The sequence below is a fragment of the Streptomyces sp. NPDC090021 genome (assembly GCF_044748225.1).
In the GTDB taxonomy this organism is placed as follows: Bacteria; Actinomycetota; Actinomycetes; order Streptomycetales; family Streptomycetaceae; genus Streptomyces.
Genome location: NZ_JBIVFO010000015.1, coordinates 93,465 through 111,880 on the forward strand (window position 1 = coordinate 93,465; position 18,416 = coordinate 111,880).

An 18,416-nucleotide genomic window follows, 5' to 3' on the forward strand; every position below is an offset into this window, starting at 1 on the left:
CTCCCTCCGCACCACGCGCCGCCGCGGCCACCGCCGCGGCCCGCCCGGCCCCGGCCCGCCCGGCCCCGGCTCGGCCGGCCCCGGCTCGGCCGCCCCGCACCCGAAGACACGACAAGGACGACCGCCGTGAACAGCAACGCCACCAAGACCGCACCCGCGCGCACCCGTTACGACCACGCCGCCCTGGACGCCCTGAGCACGCAGGGTGATCCGCTCGCCGACGAGACCGTCGCCGAGATGTTCCGCCGCGGGGAGGTCGGCGACCTCAACACCCTCATGCGGTTCTTCACCACCACCGGTGACAAGCTCCCCGAGCAGCTCCCCGCCTCCGCACGCGCCTACTTCGAGGCGACGTCCATGCCCCCGAGCTGGGTGGACTGGGACGTGATGGAACAGGCCAGGCTGTTCTTCATGGACAACGCGGCCCACATCAACACCGGCCTGTCCTTCGCGGCCATGCCCGTGACCTATGCCATCCCCCGGCTCTCCCGGCTGCTGGCCTCGACGCACTCCATGGCGTACCCCTCGCGGCGGATGGCCAACACCGGGCAGTTCGTCACCTACCTCATGCAGACCAACTCCTTCGCGGAAGGCAGCAAGTTCATCCCCGCCGCGCAGAAGGTGCGGCTGCTGCACGCGGCGGTCCGCCACCACCTGCGCCACGGCGGCCACTGGGACGTCGAGAAGGACGGAGTGCCCATCTGCCAGGAGGACATGATCGGAGGTCAGATCTGCTTCTCGCTGCTGGTCCTGGACGCCATGCACCGGCTCGGCATCCACATGAGCGAGGAAGGCGCCGAGGCCTACTTCTACGCCTGGCGCGTCGTGGGCGCCATGCTCGGCTGCGACATGTCGGCCGTGCCGGAGAGCCTCACCGAGGCCCGCGACTACTGCGACCTCTACCTCCTGCGCAACCTCGGACCCTCCCCCGAGGGCGTCCGCCTCAACGCCCAGCTCATGCGCATGTACGAGGACGTGGTCCCGGGGACCTTCTTCGACCCGATGGTCCCCGCCACCGTCCGCTTCCTGGTCGGCGACACCATCGGCGACTGGCTGGAGATCCCGCGCACCGCCTGGGACACGGCGGCCAAGGCGGTACCGGTGTTCCTGGGGCTGCTGGAGACGATCGAGGACAGCAGCCCGTACGCGGAGTGGGCGCTCGACAAGGCGGGCTCGCTGCTCTCCGGCTTCGAGCTGGCCTCCCTCACCCGGGGCCGGGTGATGCACCACGCCATCCCCGCGGAGCTGAAGAGCGACTACGGCGTGAAGCCGCCGCGCACCGGGCGCTGGGTGCCCCCGGCGCCCGTGCACTGACCCGCGCCGCTTCCCCGTGGCGACGGCGCACCGCCCCCGGGGCCGGGGCACACTGGCGGTGTGAGGGCAGACCCGAGCGGTTCCGCAAGGCCGCGGCGAGCGGTGGGCGCCGTCTGCGGAGTCGTCGCCGCGTTCGCCGGGCTCGCAGTGGCGGAGCTGGTCACGGCCGCGGTCCGGCCCGAGTCCGCCCCGGTCACCGCCGTCGGCGCCGCGGCCGTGGACCTGACGCCGGTGGCCGTCCGGGAGTGGGCCATCGGCCTGTTCGGCACCGCCAACAAGGCGGTGCTGACGCTCGGCATCGTCGTCGTGCTGGCCGTGGTCGCCGCCGGGGCCGGGCTGCTCGCCGTACGCCGCCCGCCCGCGGGGATCGCGGTCGCGGGCGGTTTCGGGCTGCTGGGGGCGGTGGCCGCGCTGAGCCGGCCGGAGGCGTCCTGGCAGGACGCGCTGCCCTCCCTCGCCGGCGGACTGACCGCGGCCGCGGTGCTGGGGCTGCTGGTCACGGCAGCCGCGCGGCCCCGGCCCGCCGGGTCGCCGCCCGGGGGCGCCTGGGCGATGGACCGGCGCGGGTTCGGCCGGCTCGTCGTCGGAGTCCTCGCGGTGTCGTCCGCGGCCGGCCTCGCCGGACGGCGCCTGGGCGCCCACGGCTCGGCCGGAGCGACCGCCTCCCGGGCGGCTCTCGTCCTGCCCCGGCCCGCCGTCCCCGCGCCGCCGGTACCGGCCGGCGCGGACCTGCGGGTCCCCGGGCTCTCCCCCTTCCTCACCCCCGTCAAGGACTTCTACCGGGTGGACACCGCCCTGGTCGTACCCCGTGTGGACGCCGGAGCCTGGCGGCTGCGCATCCACGGCGAGGGGCTGCCGCGTCCCCTCATCCTCGGTCTGCGGGAACTGCTCGCCCGCCCGCTGGTCGAGCACGACATCACCCTGACCTGCGTGTCGAACGAGGTCGGGGGCCCGTACGCGGGCAACGCCCGCTGGCTCGGGGTGCCCCTCGCGGACCTGCTCCGCGAAGCCGGGGTCCGGCCGCCGTCCCGGGGCGGACCGGCCGACCAGCTCGTGGCCCGGTCCGTCGACGGCATGACGCTGGGCACCCCCGTCGAAACGGTCATGGACGGCCGGGCGGCACTGCTGGCCGTCGGCATGAACGGTGCACCGCTCCCCTTCGCGCACGGCTTCCCCGTCCGGATGGTCGTACCCGGGCTGTACGGCTACGTCTCCGCCTGCAAGTGGCTCACCGAGCTGCGGCTGACGACCTTCGCCGCGTACGACGCCTACTGGGTACGCAGGTCCTGGGCGCAGCAGGCTCCCGTCAAGACCCAGTCGAGGATCGACACACCGCGCCCGTACACGGCCCTGCGGCCGGGCCGGGTGGCCGTGGCGGGGGTGGCGTGGGCGCAGCACCGGGGGATCCGGCGGGTCGAGGTACGGGTGGACGGCGGGCCGTGGCAGGAGGCGCGGCTCGGTGACGCGGACGGCGTGGACACGTGGCGGCAGTGGGTGTGGCACTGGGAGGCGACCGCCGGACCGCACACGCTCCAGGTCCGCGCCACGGACGGTTCGGGCACCGTCCAGACGGGGGTCCGCAGCGGCACCGTGCCGGACGGGGCGACGGGGTGGCACACGGTGCGGGTGAACGTCCCGGCACTGGGCTGAGCCCCGGCTCGGGTCCGGCTCCTGTCCGGCTCCGGGGCCGGGGCCGGAGCCGGGGCCGGGGCCGGAGCCGGGGGCGGGGCCGGGGCGGGCTGCGGGGTACGCGTGGGGGCGTCGTCGGCGTCACCCGTGGAACGCGTCCCGCGTGCGACGGGTGGGGCCGCTGGTTAGCCTGCCGGGACGAGTCCGGCACTCGCGAGGCGGGGGACTTCGCCTTTCGACCGCATGGAGGCACGCCGTGCGACACCCCAGGACCTTCGCCCTCACCTGTCTGGGTGCCCTGCTGCTGGGCTCCACGCTCGCGGGCGGCTATCCGTCCGCGGACGCCGGGAGCGCCGCCCGGCAGTGCCCGGCGGGCCAGATCTCGAAGGGCGGCACGTGCCTGCCGGGTGACACGGAGGAGTTCACCGCGCGGCAGGTCGCGGACGCACTCGCGAAGTACAGGCTCACCGCGGCGATGGCCGGGGTGTGGGTCGACGGCGAACGAGTCACGGCCGCCGCGGCCGGGGAGACGATGACGGGCTTCCCGGCGACGACGGACATGCGGTTCCGCATCGGGTCGGTGGCGATCCCGTACATGACGACCGCGCTGCTCAAGCTGGTCGACGAGGGCAGGGTCACGCTCGACGACAAGCTCTCGCGCTGGCGCCCGGACCTCCCGCACGCGGACGCGATCACGCTGAGGATGCTGGCGTCCGCCTCCTCCGGGTACGCGGACTACGTCACGGACAAGGCCTTCATCGCCGCCCTCTACAAGGACCCCTTCCGGCACTGGACCGGGGAGGAGCTGGTGCGGATCGCGGTCTCCCGGCCCATGGCCCGGCCGCCCGGTTCGGGATTCGCCTACTCGCACGCCAACTGGGTGCTCCTGGGCGACATCATCTCCCGGGTGGAGCGGCGGCCCCTGGGCGAGGTGCTGCGCGAGAACGTCCTCGAACCGATGGGCCTGAGCCAGACCGCCATCTCGTCCAGGGCCGACATCCCCGCGCCGGTGCTGCACGGCTTCGACAACGAGCGGGGCGTGTTCGAGGACTCCACCTACTGGAATCCGTCGTGGACGGTGGCGGAGGGGGCGGTGATGACCGCGACGCTTCAGGACATGGCGAAGTCCTTCACGGCGATCGGCGAGGGGAAGCTGCTGACACCCGAGTCGCACAAGCTCCAGGTCACGCCGGTCGTCAGGATCAAGGGGAACGCGTGGTTCGCCCTCGGCCTGCCGGTGGAGAACACCTGGATCGTCCAGAACCCGTCGTTCGCGGGCTATGCGGGCACGGTCGCCTATCTGCCGTCCCGGAAGCTGGCCATCGCGACGGTGGCGACCCAGGGTCTCGGCAGCACCGTCCAGAACGCCAGCTCGAACGTGCTGCAGGCGATCGCCGCCCACCTGGCGCCGGAGCGCCCGCTCGCCCTGGGCTGACGGACGCCCTGGGCTGACGGACGCCCTGGGCTGATGGGCGCCCTGAACTGGCGGACGCCTGCCGGGACCGGGTCCCGGCGGGCGTCGCGGGTCGGTGGGGCGCCGTGGTGTCAGGGGCGGCGCGGGCGGACCGGCAGGGTCTCGACGCTGTTGCCGATGAAGCTGCGCTGGTGCGGGAGTTCGGCCTCGGGCGTGGCGAGGTCGAGGTCGGGGAAGCGGGTGAACAGCCGCTCCAGGGCGATGGTTGCCTCCAGGCGGGCGAGCGGGGCGCCCACGCAGTAGTGGGCCCCGTGCCCGAAGGAGAGGCTCCGGGAGGCCGTGGGGCGGGTGATGTCGAAGCGGTCGGCGTCCGGGCCGTGGAAGCCCTCGTCCCGGCCGGCCGCGGTGTACCCGGCGAGGACCGGGGTGCCCCGCGTGATGACGGTGCCGTCGACGGTCAGGTCGCGGGTGGGGTAGCGGAAGGGGAACCAGCTGACGGGGCCGTCCCAGCGCAGCGTCTCGTCCACTACGTCCGACCAGGTCGCCCTGCCCTCCAGGACGAGGGCCAGCTGGTCCCGGTGCGTGCACAGGGCGCGGACGGCGTTGCTGATGAGGTTGAGGGTGGTCTCGTGGCCCGCGACGAGCATCAGGCGCATGGTGCCGCTGAGTTCGGCCTCGCTGAGCCGGTCGCCGTCGTCCTCGCCGGCGGCGATCAGGGCACTGGTGAGGTCCTCCCCCGGGGCCGCCCGCCGGGTCGCGGCGATCGTGCCCATCAGCTGCACGAGCTCGCGCACGGCGGCCATCGCCTCGGCCGGGGTGGTGTCGGTCGCGATGATCACCTTGTGGGAGAGGTGGTGCAGGCGTCCCCGGTGCTCGGGGTCGACGCCGAGCAGCTCGCAGATGACGCTCATCGGGAGCGGCAGCGCGAGGTGCTCGCGCAGGTCGGCGACCCCGTCGGGGGATGCGGCCGCGGCCCGGTCCAGGTCGTCGAGGAGTTCGGCGGTGAGTTCCTCGACGCGCGGGCGCAGGCGTTCCACCTGGCGGGCCGTGAAGGCCTTGCCGACCAGGGCCCTCAGCCGGCGGTGGTCGTCCTCGTCGGCGGTGTGCATGCCCTGGGCGTCGGCGAAGGCCCGCAGCGGCCAGTCGCGGGGGATGCTTCCGTCGTGCAGGCCGGGGAAGTGCCTTGCGTCCTTGGCCACTTCGGGGTGGGCGAGGAACTCCTTCAGCGCGTCGTGGCCGAGGACGACCGCTCCCGGCACCCCGCCGGGGAGCACCACCTGTGCGACCGCGCCGTGCTCGGCACGCAGCCGGGCGTTGAGGGCGTGGGGGCAGCCGCCGGCGGGGTCGATCGCGTACGGGGTGTCCGGGCCGGCGGGGGTGTGCGGGACGGGTTCGGTGTGCGACGACAAGCCGGATCTCCTGATCTGCTGGACGAGACTCGCTCAACACTGCGACCCGGGAGCCCGGTTGACAAGACCGCGCCCGGACGCCCCAGGACCGGCTCGGGGTCGGGGATCGGGGATCGGGGATCGGGGATCGGGGATCGGGGTGACGGCGGCGCCGTCGGGCTCACGGGACGTCAGCGCACGGGCTCCCGGACCGGAGCCTTGTGCCGGGCCTGCGCGACGAACGCCCGGGCGGCGCGGCTCAGCGGGCGCCGGGCGTGGGCGATGCCCACCGGGCGCAGCAGGCGCGCGGCGAGGCCGCGGACCGCCCCCGGGAGCTGGCGCGCGCCCTGTCCTGTGCCCGCCGGGCCGGGGCGCTCGGCGCCTGGCCGCCCGGGCAGCGGCCTGGTTCCCCGCTGTCCGGGGCGGTCACCGTGTCCGGGGGGTGCGGGCGGGCGGGCCGTCGTAGGGTCGGCGCATGACTCTCGAAGGCAGGGTGGCCCTCGTCGCGGGGGCGACGCGTGGGGCGGGCCGGGGCATCGCGGTGCAGTTGGGTGCGCAGGGCGCCACCGTGTACGTGTCGGGGCGCAGCACGCGGGGCCGGCGTTCGGAATACGACCGGCCCGAGACGATCGAGGAGACGGCCGAGCTGGTCACCGCGGCGGGCGGGCGGGGGATCGCGGTGGTCGCCGACCATCTGGTGCCGGCGGAGGTCGAGGCGCTGGTCGGGCGGATCGACTCGGAACAGGGCCGGCTCGACGTCCTGGTCAACGACGTCTGGGGCGGGGAGCTGCTCTTCGAGTGGGACAGCACCGTCTGGGAACACGACCTGGACAAGGGGCTGCGGCTGCTGCGGCTGGCGGTGGACACGCACGCCATCACGAGCCATTGCGCGCTGCCGCTGCTCTTGCGGGAGCCGGGCGGTCTGGTGGTGGAGATGACGGACGGCACCGCCGACTACAACGCGACCCGCTACCGTGTCTCCTTCTTCTACGACATCGCCAAGTCCGCGGTGCTGCGGATGGCGTTCGCGCTCGGGCACGAGCTGGGCCCGCGCGGGGCCACGGCCGTGGCGCTGACTCCGGGCTGGCTGCGCTCGGAGATGATGCTCGACGCTTTCGGCGTGACGGAGGAGAACTGGCGCGACGCGCTGACCACGGTCCCGCACTTCGCGATCTCCGAGACCCCCGCGTACGTGGGCCGCGCGGTCGCGGCCCTCGCCGCGGACCCGGAGGTCTCCCGCTGGAACGGCCGGTCCCTCTCCAGCGGGCAGCTGGCCCGGGTCTACGGCTTCACGGACCTGGACGGCAGCCGCCCGGACGCCTGGCGCTACCTGGTCGAGGTCCAGGACCCCGGCCACCCGGCCGACCCCACCGGCTACCGCTGACCCGCCCCCTCCCGGATCCCGGGCGGCGCTGATTTCCGTCCACGTACGATGGCGCCGGGGGACCTGCGGCAAGCGGTCCGCACGGGAGGCCGGGGGGCGACCGGTACGCGCACTACGGCGGCCGGATCGCCCGCGCGCCCGGCACCCCCCTGGACCAGGAGTCGTTGGTCCGGCGCGTCGACGGGATCCCCGGCGGCGTGGTGGCGGCCGAGAGGGCCGGCGGGGGCCTCGCGGCCCACCTCGGCGTCCCCTTCCACTTCGCGAGCCCGGACGCACCGGACGGCGAGGCCCCGGCCGGCGGCTCTGAGCGGCGGTCGGGGCAACGGCCTATGGCGTGGCGCGGGGGGCCGGGCGGTCGGCCAGTCGGTGGGTGAGGCCGTCCAGGACGCATTGGAGGCCGAAGGTCCAGATCGTTGCGGGGTGGTAGCCGGCGACCGCGGTGCCGACCCGGCCGGCCAGCGGGTAGCGGTCGGGGTCCAGGGTGCGTTCCAGCAGCGGGGCGCTGACGGCCCACCAGTCCTCCTGGCTCTGGCGGCTGTTGTGGTCGGCGTCGTCGGCGGCGGCCAGCGCGTTGGCGTGCACGAAGCCGAGGAGGTGGGTCAGGGCGGCGTCCATCTCGGTGTCGCTGAGCCCGATGCCGTCGAAGGCCGCCAGTTCATACTCGTACTTCCCGATCACTCCGGGGCCCAGCGGGGGGCGGGTGACGGCCAGGTCCGCGATCCAGGGGTGGCGCAGCATCAGGTCCCGGTTGTCCTCGGCGATCCGGGTGACGTGGAGCTGCCAGGGCTCGCCCTGGTCCGCCGGCCGGCGTTCCATGTGCAGGTAGGCGTCGTCGAGCATCAGGTCGAGCAGTTCGGCCTTGCCGGGGACGTACGTGTAGACGGTCATCGGGGTCACGCCGAGGCGCTGCGCCAGCGCCCGCATGGTCAGAGCGGTCAGCCCCTCCTCGTCGGCGAGGGCGGTCGCGGCCCGCACGACAGCGTCCACGCTGAGGCCCTGGCGCGGGCCGCGCCGCCCGGCCTGCGCCGGCTGCCCGGGCTCGCGCCACAGCAGCTCCAGCGTGCGGACGGGGTCTCCCGCCCCGCTCCGGTCCTTCACCATGTCGCCGCCTCCGAGCCCATGCACCATTAATTGACTACACCGTATAGAGTACAGCGTATAGAGTAAAGCGCAGAGAGTAAGCCGAGACGCCGTACCTCGAGGAGTTCCGTGCACATCGCCGCCGACAACCACCAGGTCATCCAGGTACGAGGAGCCCGCGAGAACAACCTCGCCGACATCTCCCTGGACATCCCCAAGCGTCGCCTGACGGTCTTCACCGGCGTCTCCGGATCCGGGAAGTCCTCCCTCGTCTTCGGCACCATCGCCGCCGAGTCGCAGCGGATGATCAACGAGACGTACACCGCCTTCGTCCAGTCCTTCATGCCGACCCTCGGCCGGCCGGACGTGGACGGACTGCACAACCTCAGCGCCGCCATCGTCGTCGACCAGGAGCGGATGGGCGCGGGCTCCCGCTCCACCGTGGGGACCGCCACCGACGCCTACACCATGCTGCGCATCATCTACTCCCGCGTCGGTACGCCCCACATCGGCACGTCCAGCGCGTTCAGCTTCAACAACCCCGACGGGATGTGCCCCCGCTGCGAGGGCGTCGGTGAGGTCTCCGACATCGACGTGGACCAGCTCGTCGACCGCGAGCTCTCGCTCAACGAGGGCGCGATCACGGTCCCGGGCTTCGCCGTGGGCTCCTGGTACTGGCAGAACATGGCGACCTCCGGCTTCTACTCCCCCGACACCAAGCTCAAGGACTTCACCGAGCAGGAGTGGGCCGACTTCCTCCACAAGGGCTCGGTGAAGGTGAAGCCGGGCGCGAACGGCTTCACCTACGAGGGCCTGATCACCAAGATCACCCGCCTCCACCTGGCCAAGGACCGCGAGTCCATGCAACCGCACATCCGGGCCTTCGTGGACCGTGCGGTGATCTTCACCGCCTGCCCGGACTGCGGCGGCGCCCGTCTCTCGGCGGCCGCGCTGTCCTCGCGCATCCACGGCGTGAACATCGCCGAGTGCGCGTCGATGCAGATCAGCGAACTGGCCCGGTTCGTGGGCCGGATCGAGGATCCCGCGGTGGCGCCGATGCTGGCCAGCCTCCGGGGCCTGCTCGACTCCCTGGTCGAGATCGGCCTGGGCTACCTCAGCCTGGACCGCCCGTCCGGCACGCTGTCCGGCGGTGAGGCCCAGCGCGTGAAGATGGTGCGGCACCTGGGCTCCTCCCTCACCGACGTCACGTACGTCTTCGACGAGCCCACCACTGGCCTGCACCCGCACGACATCCAGCGGATGAACGACCTCCTGCTGCGGCTGCGCGACAAGGGCAACACCGTGCTGGTCGTGGAGCACAAGCCCGAGGTCATCGCCATCGCCGACCACGTCGTCGACCTCGGCCCGGGCGCGGGCACGGCGGGCGGGCAGCTCTGCTACAGCGGGGACGTGGCCGGGCTGCGGACCTCCGGCACCCTCACAGGGCGCCATCTCGGACACCGGGCGCGGCTGAAGGAGTCGGTGCGCGGCCCGCGCGGCCACCTGTCGGTGAAGGGCGCCGACCTGCACAACCTCAAGGACGTCAGCGTGGACGTGCCGCTCGGCGTGCTCACGGTGGTGACCGGCGTCGCCGGCTCCGGCAAGAGCTCGCTGATCCACGGCTACCTGGCCGGGCGCGAAGGGGTGGTGGTGGCCGACCAGTCGCCGATCCGCGGTTCGCGCCGGTCCAACCCGGCGACCTACACCGGGCTGCTGGGGCCGATCCGGACCGCTTTCGCCAAGGCCAACGGCGTCAAGGCGGCTCTGTTCAGCGCGAATTCGGAGGGAGCCTGCCCGAAGTGCAACGGCCTCGGGCTCGTCTACACGGACCTGGCGATGATGGCCGGGGTCGCCACGGTGTGCGAGGAGTGCGAGGGCAAGCGCTTCACCCCCGAGGTGCTGACGTACCGGCTGCGCGGCAAGAACATCAGCGAGGTGCTGAACATGCCGGTGGCGGAGGCGCACGAGTTCTTCGCAACCGGCCAGGCCCGGACCGTCCTCGGCCGGCTGGCCGATGTGGGTCTGTCGTACGTGCGGCTCGGCCAGCCGCTCAACACCCTGTCGGGCGGCGAGCGGCAGCGGCTGAAGCTCGCGATCAGCATGGCGGAGAAGTCCTCCACCTACATCCTGGACGAGCCGACGACCGGACTGCACCTGGCCGACGTCGACAAGCTGCTGGCCCTGCTGGACCGGCTCGTCGACGACGGCAACTCGGTCATCGTCATCGAACACCACCAGGCCGTGATGGCGCACGCCGACTGGCTGATCGACATCGGTCCCGGCGGCGGGCACTCCGGCGGCCGGGTCGTCTTCGAGGGCACCCCGGCGGCCCTGGTGGCCGACGCGGACACCCTGACCGCCCGTCACCTGCGGGAGTACGTGGGCACCGACGCGTAGGCCGGCGCGGGGGCGGGGCGGTGGTGCGGGGCGGAACGGCGGTGCGGAACGGCGGTGCGGAACGGCGGTGCGGGGCGGGCCGACGGCGCGGGCGCCGCGGTGCGGGCCCGTCCCGTCGGGGCCGCACCCTCTCCCCGCCCCCTCGCGGGCTACGGCAGGCGCAGTTCCCGGTCCTCGCCGAGCGGGGCGAAGAACCGCTCCACGTCGGCCTCGGTGACCTCGGCGAGCGTCGGCGGGGACCAGCGCGGGGTGCGGTCCTTGTCGACGACCTGCGCCCGGATGCCCTCCACCAGGTCGGGCGAGGTGAGTGCGTGGCAGGAGACCCTGAACTCCTGGGCCAGCGCCTGCTCCAGCGTGTCGAGCGCCGCGGCCCGGTGCACGGCGGCGAGGGTGGCCTTCAGCGCGGTCGGCGACTTGGCCAGGATCGTCTCGGCCGCCTCCTTCGCTTCCGGCCCGTCCTGGGCGAGCAGCCGTTCCACGATCTCCTCTACGCTGCCGGCCGCGTAGCAGTGGTCGATCCAGGAGCGCCGGCCGGCGAGCACCCCGGCGGGGGGCGTGGCGGCGTACCGCGGCAGCACCTCGCGGGCGGGGGCGCCCGCGAGTTCGGCGGTCAGCTCCGGGAGGCGTTCGGCTGGTACGAAGTGATCGGCGAGCCCGCACAGCAGCGAGTCCGCGGCGCCCACGGCGGTGCCGGTGAGGGCGAGATGGGTGCCGAGCCGGCCGGGGGCGCGGCCGAGGAGCCAGGTCCCGCCGACGTCCGGGACGAAGCCGATGCCGGTCTCCGGCATGGCGACGCGGGAACGTTCGGTGACGACGCGGACGCTGCCGTGGGAGGAGACGCCGACGCCGCCGCCCATGACGATGCCGTCCATGAGGGCGACGTAGGGCTTGGGGTAGCGGGCGATGCGCGCGTTGAGCCGGTACTCGTCGCGCCAGAAGTCGGCGGAGGCGGTGTTCCCGGCCTTGGCGTCGTCGTGGATGGCCCGGATGTCACCGCCCGCGCACAGCCCGCGCTCGCCTGATCCGCGGATGAGGACCTGCTCCACGGCCGGGTCGGCCGCCCAGGCGTCCAGGGCTGCGTCGATCCGGAGCACCATGGGGTGGGTGAGGGCGTTGAGGGCCCGCGGCCGGTTGAGGGTGACCACGCCGGTCCGCCCCTCGACGCGGAACAGGACGGTGTCGTCGGCGGAGGGGGCCTGGGCGTCGGTCTCGGATACGGTCTTCACGGCGATCAGTATGTCCGCGGCGCCGGGCGCCGGCCCGGGCGCCCCCGGACACTCCCCCGGCTCCCGCCGGCCCGTGCCGCCGTGCGCGACATGCCGACGATCAACCGGGGCGCGACCGGCCCCGTCTGACAGGCTTTCCTCTCCGACCGAGCATCCGGGGCGACCCCGCGCCCGGCTCCGAAGGAGTACGCATGTCCGCCCACCCGACCGGCCTCGTCCTCGGCGAGGACACCGCCCTGGTCCTCATCGACCTGCAGACCGGCATCCTGGCCCTGCCCACCACCAGGCCCGCCCCCGAGGTGCTGGGGCGGAGCGTCGCGCTGGCCGAGGCCTTCCGCGCCCGGAAGCTGCCCGTGGTGCTGGTCAAGGTGGCCTGGTCGCCGGACGGCGGTGACCTCCCCACCGCGAACGTGGACCGCCCGGGCCCGGCCTCCGCCCCGCCCGCCGCGTTCTCCGAGATCCCCGCCGAACTGGCCGCCCTCGGGGACGTGGTCGTCACCAAGCGCCACTGGGGCGCCTTCACCGGCACCGAGCTGGACCTGCAGCTGCGGCGGCGCGGCATCCACCGCATCGTCCTGGCCGGCATCTCCACCAGCGTCGGGGTCGAGTCCACCGCCCGTACGGCGTGGGAGCTCAGCTACGACCTGGTCTTCCCCGAGGACGCCACCGCCGACACCGACGCCGATTCCCACGCCCACACCTTCGGCAGGATCTTCCCGCGCATCGGCCGGGTGAGCACCACCGACGAGGTCATCGCCGCCCTGCGCACCTGACCGCGGACCCCTGTTCACATTTCCAGGTCGATCGACCTGGAATCCGCTCCCCCGGCGTGGATCCCGTCGCGGCGCACTCCCGCGCCGAGGTCTTCGTCATGCTCATGGAGGGCGCGGCACTGTTGCGTTCGGGCATCGCCGGCCGGGCCACCCCGGTGACCGACGCCGTGCTCCGCCGCACCCTGCTCGACCTGCCCGGGCCGCCCGCCGACGGGAGCGGGACCGCGTAGGCCGGTTCAGGCCGTAACCGGGAGGGCTCCCACCGGTTAGCAGCGCGGGAGACGAGGGAGTACGCATGGCACAGCAGCACACGACGTCCCTGCGGCTGCGCCTGCGGTACCGGTTCGACACCCTGGTGGCGGGCGGGACCGCCCCGCTCATCGGGTGGCTGGCGCTCGGCTGCCTGGCCGTCGTGGTGCCGGCGAGCGCGGTGCTCGTCTGGGCCGACCGGGCCGCCCCGACCACCCTGGCGGGGCGGCTCACGGCCGTATGGGTCAGCGTCGGGCAGACCCTCAAGCTCGGGGGCGCGGTCGGCTCGCCCCTGTACGTGCTGGCCTCGGTGACGCTCGCCCTGGTCGCCCTGCTGTTCGTGTCGACGCTGGTCAGTCTGATCACCACCGGCATCAACCAGCGGCTGATGTCGCTGCGGCGCGGGCACTCCACGGTGCTGGAGGCGGGGCACACCGTCGTCCTGGGCTGGTCCGACCAGATCTTCCCGGTGGTCTCCGAGCTCGCCCGGGCCAACGCCAACCAGCGCCGGTCCGCCATCGCCGTACTCGCCCCCAAGGACAAGGTGGACATGGAGGACGAGCTCGCCACGGGCCTCGACGACGCGGGAACCCGTACGGTCGCAGGCACCACACGGATCATCTGCCGCAGCGGACCCACCACCGACCCGACGGTACTGGCGCGGGTGAGCCCGCAGACGGCGAAGGCCGTTCTCGTACTGCCCCCCGACGGGGACCACGGCGACGCCCACGTCGTGAAGACGCTGCTCGCCCTCGACGCCGCGCTCCCCCGACCGCGCGACGCGGTGGTGGTCGCCGCGGTCCGCGACACCCGCAACCACCTCACGGCCAGGCTGGCGGCCGGGCCCGGCGGCCACGTGCTGTGCGCCGACGAGATCATCGCCCGGCTCCTCGTCCAGACCGCCCGGCAGCCCGGACTCTCCCTCGTCTACCAGGACCTGCTGGACTTCGCCGGGGACGAGTTCTACACCGCGGCCGCCGCGGGGCTCGCCGGACGCACCTTCGGCGAGGCCCTCCTCGCGTTCACCACGTCCTCGGTGGTCGGCCTGCTGCACCCCGACGGCCGTGTCACGCTCAATCCGGACCCCGGTACGGAGATCGGCGCGGCCGACCGGATCGTTCTGATCTCCGAGGACGACGACACGGCCGTGCCGGAGCCGGCGGGCCCCTGGGTCGACGGGAACGCGATCGTCACCGCCCGCACCCGGCCCCGCCCCGCCGAACGCCTTCTCCTCCTCGGATGGAACCGGCGCGCCCCGCTCGTCGTGGAGCAGCTCGACGAATTCGTCAGCGCCGGCACCACCCTGGACGTCGTGGCCCTCGGCGACGAGGCGACGGTGCGGGCCGCCGCCGCTGTCGCGGCGGCCCGCAGCCGTCTCGACGTGGCCTTCCACAGCGGGGACATCACCGACCCGGACGTCCTGGCCAAGCTGGACGTGCCGGCGTACGACAGCGTGATCGTGATCGGCGAGACGGACCGCGAGGGCACCGCCCCGGCCACGCCGCCCGACCCGGTCCCGCCCGCCTTCGCCCCCGCGTCCGGGAGCGGCACGGACGACGACAGGACGCTGGTGACGCTGCTGCACCTGCGGGCCGTCGGGGAGGCCGCGGGCCGTGAACTCCGGCTCACCACCGAGATGTCGGACGACGCCAACCGCCTGCTCGCCCCCGCGCGGGCCGGTGCCGACTTCATCGTCAGCGGCCGCCTGATCAGCCTGCTGATGACGCAGATCTCGGAGAGCGGGCATCTCGCCGCCGTCTTCGAGGAGTTGTTCAGGGCGGAGGGCAGCGAGTTCTACCTGAGGCCGGTGGCGGACTACGTACGGACCGACCGGGAGGTCGCGTTCGCCACGCTGGTCGAGTCGGCGCGCCGCCGCCGGGAGTGCGCGGTCGGCTACCGCCTGCGGGCACAGGCCGCCACCGCCCCCGCGTACGGTGTGCGGCTCAACCCCGACAAGCGGCAGCGGATCCGCTTCGGCGAGCACGACTGGGTGATCGTGCTCGCCGAGAGCTGAGGCGGCGGGCCCGGCCGCCCGGGCCCGCGCTCACCCCGAGGTGTGGACCTCCAGCGCGGAGCGCACCGCGGACTCCAGGGCGCCCTCGATCCACGCCGGCTTGACGGAGGTGTGGCAGCCGGCGAAGTGCAGGTTCCCCTCGGCCCCGCGCACGTGCGGGAACAGCTCGGTGTGCTGGCCCGGCAGCAGTACGGAGGCCTCGCCGTAGGCGTACGGGTCCCGCATCCAGGACTGGGTGCGGCCGACACCGGTGTAGAACACCTCGATCCGCTGCCCGAACACCTCCTGCACGCCGGCGAGGGCACGCGGGTAGCGCTCGTCGTCGTCGAGGGAGTCCCACTTCAGGGCATCGTCCGACCAGCTGTAGGAGGCGAGCACGACCCCGCCCGGGCTGCCCTCGACGGGGTGGGAGGGCTGGAACATGAAGCGGTTGGGGTTGTCGGTGGCCGAGCCGCCGCCGATGACGCCGGCGGCCTCGGGCTGGTCGCGGCCCAGGCTGCGGCAGGCCGCGTAGTGCGCCCGCTGCGCGGCCGAGATCCCGCTGCGGGGTACGGAGGAGTGCGCGCCCAGCAGCGCGCCGTCCTCCGGGGTCCGCCCGAGCTGGTAGGTGCGGTACAGGCCGGGCTGTACCGCTTCCAGTTCGCGCTTCCAGTCGGCCTCGTCGAACTCCCACCAGCGGCGGCTGAACTCCAGCAGCACCTTGGTGGCCGCGTCGTAGTGCAGTTCGGTGATCGCGCGCCGCTTGCCGTAGGAGAGCGCGGGGGTGACCGGGATGTGGCGCAGTCCGGAGAACGGGACGGTGATGATCGCGGTGTCGGCGGTGAAGGTCTCGCGCCGCACGGGGCGGCCGTCGCGGCCCTCGGAGACGGTGTCGACGGTGACCTTCCCCTCCCCGTGGGTGATCCGGGTGGCGCGGCGGTCGAGCCGCACGATGTCCTCGACCCGGGCGTAGAGCGCGTCGGCCAGGGTGGCGGTGCCGCCGGGCAGTTCGAAGAAGGCGGTGTCGGGGCTGATGAGCGAGGCCCCGATGAAGCTGTGCACGAAGGCGAGGTGGAGCCGGGAGGTGAGGTTCTCGACGGTTCCGATCAGGTCGATCGTGCGCTCGTCGAGCTTGGCCTCCTCGGTGAGGTAGCGGTACATCGACATGTGGCCGTAGCGCTGGATGATGCGGGCCCAGCCCTCGACGAGCGCCTTGTCCTTCTTGCCCTCGATCTCCCTGCGCACGGGGGCGAAGGCGTTCCGGACGATCTGCGCGGCGGGGATCCCCTCGTACGCCGCCGGCACCCCGAAGGAGCGGTTCAGGGTCTGCGGGGCGCGGGCGTAGTCGGCGCGGCGGACGCGGACGCCGTTGACGAAGATCCAGGTGCGGTACGCGGGACGGCCGGAGCCGTCGACGTCGACGAGGTGGAAGCGCCTGCGCTGCAGGCCGAGGCTGTCGATCAGGCCGGTGACCAGGGGGTGGCTGTCGGGGATCCGCATGGCGCCGGCCTCGGCGTACTGCTTGGGGTCGGCGAAGGCGGCGGGGGACTTCTCGTGTCCGCCGGTGCGGAAGGTCTTGATCCGGCCGCCGACGCGGTTGCCGTTGGCCTCGATGACGGTGACCTGGTGCCCGGCCTCGCGCAGCAGGTGGGCGGCGGTCAGGCCGGCCGGCCCGGCGCCGACGACCAGCACCTTCCTGCGGGGCATGCGGGAGCGCGGCAGGCCGTTCCTGAGGAGGATGTCCGCGTAGCCGGGCACCAGGGGCTCGTCGTCGTCGCCCCGTACGAGGACGGCCCGGGCGACGGTGAGGCAGGTCTCCCAGTCGGGGCGCGCGGATCCGGACGGCACCTGCGGGGTGCCGGCGGACGCGGTGGCGACCGTGAGGGCGCCGGCACCCGCGGCGACGGCCACTCCGGCGCCTGCGATGACCCTGCGACGGGAGGGCCGGCGGGCGGGGTCCGCCGCGGGACCGGAGCCGGGGCCGGCGACGGTGGCGGGGGCGGCGTCGGGGCTGGGGTCGGGGTCGGGGTCGGGGTCGGGCATCGGGGAAGAGTCGGTGATCATGAGGCAACTCTCCCGGCCCCCGGGCGCCTCGGACGCCGAAAGCCGCCCCGCCCGCAAATGATCACCCGGACGTGCGGACCGGCCTGCACGGCGCTGACGTACGGGCATTCGTACGCCGGCGTGCGCTCAGCGCACCAGCCGCACGCGCTGGCTGGTGAGTTCGTACCGGGCCCCCACCACGGCCAGCGTCCCGGCGGCGACCCGGGCGGCCATCTCGGGCTCCGCGGCCAGCCTCCCCCGTACCAGCCGTACGTTCGCGGTGATCGCGGCATCGATCCGCGCGGCTCCCCGCAGCCCGGGGGTGATGGCGGGGCGGATCTGGTCGACCAGGTACTGCATGTGCCCGGGGAGGGGCGGTCCGCCCTCCGCCGCCCGCACGGCCGCGCCGACGGCCCCGCACGACTGGTGGCCCAGGATGACGACGAGCGGGATGTGCAGTTCCAAAACCCCGTAGGCGATGCTCCCGAGGACCGCCTCGTCCAGGACCTCGCCCGCCGAGCGCACGGTCAGCAGGTCACCGAGCCCCTGGTCGAAGACCAGTTCCGGCGGCACCCGGGAGTCGACACAGCCGAGGACGACGGCGAACGGGTGCTGGCCGGCGACCAGCGTGCGCCGCACGGTCCGCGTCTGGTCGGGGTGCCGCTCGTGGTAGGTCCGCCAGCGCCCGTTCCCCGTCACCAGTGCGCGGAGCGCCGCTTCGGGGGTGGTGGGCCGCGATCCGGCTCCTCCCCCGGGCGGCGCGGCCATGGGCACGTGGGAGGAGCCGGCCACCAGCCCGGCCCCGACGGCGGCCAGGCCCGTCAGCACCGCCCGGGCGAGCCGGCGCCGGCCCGGGACCTCTCGATCTTCAGCTTCGACATTCACATCGGGACAAACTATGCAGTCGCCGGCGCCTGGTTCCGCAGGACACGGCGCCGTTTCAGTCGAGCCCGGAGCGCGCCCGGGTGACGGCGGCGATATCCGTCCGGGAGCCGGCGCCGGTGCCCCTGTCCGGGCCGGTGTCGGTGTTGGCGTCGGTGTCGGTATCGGCGTCGGCGTCGGCGTCGGCGTCGTGCAGGAAGCCGCCCGACTGGTGCTTCCACAGCTTCGCGTACGCGCCCCCGGTGACCAGGAGTTCCTGGTGCGAGCCCTGTTCCACGATCCGGCCCCGGTCGAGTACGACCAGCCGGTCCATGCCGGCCACCGTGCTCAGCCGGTGCGCGACCACCAGGGCCGTCCGGCCCTCCATCAGCCGCCACAGCGCCTCCTGGACGAGGATCTCGCTCTCGGAGTCCAGGGCGCTCGTGGCTTCGTCGAGCAGCAGGATCGGCACGTCGCGCAGGACGGCCCGGGCGAGGGCCACCCGCTGGCGCTGTCCGCCGGACAGTTTGACGCCGCGTTCGCCCACCATGGTGTCGAATCCGTCCGGGAGGACGTCGGCGAACTCGGTGACGTGCGCGGCCTCCGGTCAGGACGTGCGGTCGCCGACGTGCGCCGGGCCCTCGTCCCCGGCGGCGGGGAGCGGT

13 protein-coding genes and 1 pseudogene are annotated in these 18,416 nt (G+C 73.7%); 8 read left to right on the plus strand and 6 right to left on the minus strand.

All coding sequences use genetic code 11. The annotated features are described in order from the left end of the window. Positions 1–126 precede the first annotated feature (126 nt). The 3 genes from ACIPXC_RS14500 to ACIPXC_RS14510 all read left to right on the plus strand — a co-directional run bounded on the left by ACIPXC_RS14500 (position 127) and on the right by ACIPXC_RS14510 (position 4,378). Positions 127–1,314, plus strand: coding sequence for an oxygenase MpaB family protein (locus ACIPXC_RS14500; protein WP_401617008.1), 1,188 nt, complete (start codon positions 127–129; stop codon positions 1,312–1,314). Positions 1,315–1,374: 60 nt separating this feature from the next. Beyond that, entirely contained in the window at positions 1,375–2,964 is a 1,590-nt protein-coding gene (locus tag ACIPXC_RS14505; RefSeq protein ID WP_401617011.1) for a molybdopterin-dependent oxidoreductase, read from the plus strand. A gap of 235 nt (positions 2,965–3,199) precedes the next feature. Beyond that, positions 3,200–4,378, plus strand: coding sequence for a serine hydrolase domain-containing protein (locus ACIPXC_RS14510; protein WP_401617014.1), 1,179 nt, complete (start codon positions 3,200–3,202; stop codon positions 4,376–4,378). 110 nt (positions 4,379–4,488) lie between these two features. Here ACIPXC_RS14510 and ACIPXC_RS14515 read toward each other — a convergent pair whose 3' ends face one another. Beyond that, positions 4,489–5,766 (minus strand): cytochrome P450, encoded by a 1,278-nt coding sequence (locus tag ACIPXC_RS14515; RefSeq protein ID WP_401617017.1) that lies wholly within the window; start codon positions 5,764–5,766, stop codon positions 4,489–4,491. Positions 5,767–6,220: 454 nt separating this feature from the next. Here ACIPXC_RS14515 and ACIPXC_RS14520 point away from each other — a divergent pair, with 454 nt between their 5' ends. Next, positions 6,221–7,129, plus strand: a complete 909-nt coding sequence (locus ACIPXC_RS14520; RefSeq protein ID WP_386395385.1) for an SDR family oxidoreductase — start codon at positions 6,221–6,223, stop codon at positions 7,127–7,129. Positions 7,130–7,456: 327 nt separating this feature from the next. Here the strand turns inward: ACIPXC_RS14520 and ACIPXC_RS14525 are convergent, their stop codons facing one another. Continuing rightward, the gene (locus ACIPXC_RS14525) at positions 7,457–8,230 is read right to left on the minus strand and encodes a TetR/AcrR family transcriptional regulator (protein ID WP_401617020.1); all 774 of its coding nucleotides are present in this window, start codon (positions 8,228–8,230) and stop codon (positions 7,457–7,459) included. Between the two features lie 108 nt (positions 8,231–8,338). Between ACIPXC_RS14525 and ACIPXC_RS14530 the strand changes: the two genes are divergently transcribed. Beyond that, on the plus strand, positions 8,339–10,606 hold the full coding sequence (locus tag ACIPXC_RS14530) for an ATP-binding cassette domain-containing protein (protein ID WP_401617023.1): 2,268 nt from the start codon (positions 8,339–8,341) through the stop codon (positions 10,604–10,606). 149 nt (positions 10,607–10,755) lie between these two features. Here ACIPXC_RS14530 and ACIPXC_RS14535 read toward each other — a convergent pair whose 3' ends face one another. Beyond that, positions 10,756–11,832, minus strand: coding sequence for an enoyl-CoA hydratase/isomerase family protein (locus ACIPXC_RS14535; RefSeq protein ID WP_401617026.1), 1,077 nt, complete (start codon positions 11,830–11,832; stop codon positions 10,756–10,758). 191 nt (positions 11,833–12,023) lie between these two features. Here ACIPXC_RS14535 and ACIPXC_RS14540 point away from each other — a divergent pair, with 191 nt between their 5' ends. The 3 genes from ACIPXC_RS14540 to ACIPXC_RS14550 all read left to right on the plus strand — a co-directional run bounded on the left by ACIPXC_RS14540 (position 12,024) and on the right by ACIPXC_RS14550 (position 14,868). Then, complete coding sequence (locus ACIPXC_RS14540) at positions 12,024–12,605, plus strand: hydrolase (protein ID WP_401617029.1); 582 nt, start codon at positions 12,024–12,026, stop codon at positions 12,603–12,605. A 56-nt stretch (positions 12,606–12,661) separates the two neighbouring features. Then, the gene (locus tag ACIPXC_RS14545; protein ID WP_401617031.1) at positions 12,662–12,835 is read left to right on the plus strand and encodes a hypothetical protein; all 174 of its coding nucleotides are present in this window, start codon (positions 12,662–12,664) and stop codon (positions 12,833–12,835) included. Positions 12,836–12,900: 65 nt separating this feature from the next. Further along, on the plus strand, positions 12,901–14,868 hold the full coding sequence (locus ACIPXC_RS14550) for an NAD-binding lipoprotein (protein ID WP_401617034.1): 1,968 nt from the start codon (positions 12,901–12,903) through the stop codon (positions 14,866–14,868). Between the two features lie 30 nt (positions 14,869–14,898). Here ACIPXC_RS14550 and ACIPXC_RS14555 read toward each other — a convergent pair whose 3' ends face one another. The 3 genes and pseudogenes from ACIPXC_RS14555 to ACIPXC_RS14565 form a co-directional block, all read right to left on the minus strand. After that, a complete protein-coding gene (locus ACIPXC_RS14555) occupies positions 14,899–16,911 on the minus strand; it encodes an FAD-dependent oxidoreductase (RefSeq protein WP_401617037.1) in 2,013 nt (670 codons plus the stop codon). 126 nt (positions 16,912–17,037) lie between these two features. Continuing rightward, positions 17,038–17,775: a carbonic anhydrase gene (locus ACIPXC_RS14560; protein WP_401617040.1), complete on the minus strand. Its 738-nt coding sequence runs from the start codon at positions 17,773–17,775 to the stop codon at positions 17,038–17,040. Positions 17,776–17,830: 55 nt separating this feature from the next. Beyond that, a pseudogene (locus ACIPXC_RS14565) lies at positions 17,831–18,355 on the minus strand (ATP-binding cassette domain-containing protein); the annotation flags it as partial. Positions 18,356–18,416 lie beyond the last annotated feature (61 nt).

Bases quoted from the DNA above. Each gene is read 5' to 3' on its own strand.
- ACIPXC_RS14520 (WP_386395385.1), top strand. From the start codon at position 6,221: ATGACTCTCGAAGGCAGGGTGGCCCTCGTCGCGGGGGCGACGCGTGGG.
- ACIPXC_RS14525 (WP_401617020.1), bottom strand. From the start codon at position 8,230: ATGGTGAAGGACCGGAGCGGGGCGGGAGACCCCGTCCGCACGCTGGAG.
- ACIPXC_RS14540 (WP_401617029.1), top strand. From the start codon at position 12,024: ATGTCCGCCCACCCGACCGGCCTCGTCCTCGGCGAGGACACCGCCCTG.
- ACIPXC_RS14550 (WP_401617034.1), top strand. From the start codon at position 12,901: ATGGCACAGCAGCACACGACGTCCCTGCGGCTGCGCCTGCGGTACCGG.
- ACIPXC_RS14555 (WP_401617037.1), bottom strand. From the start codon at position 16,911: ATGATCACCGACTCTTCCCCGATGCCCGACCCCGACCCCGACCCCGAC.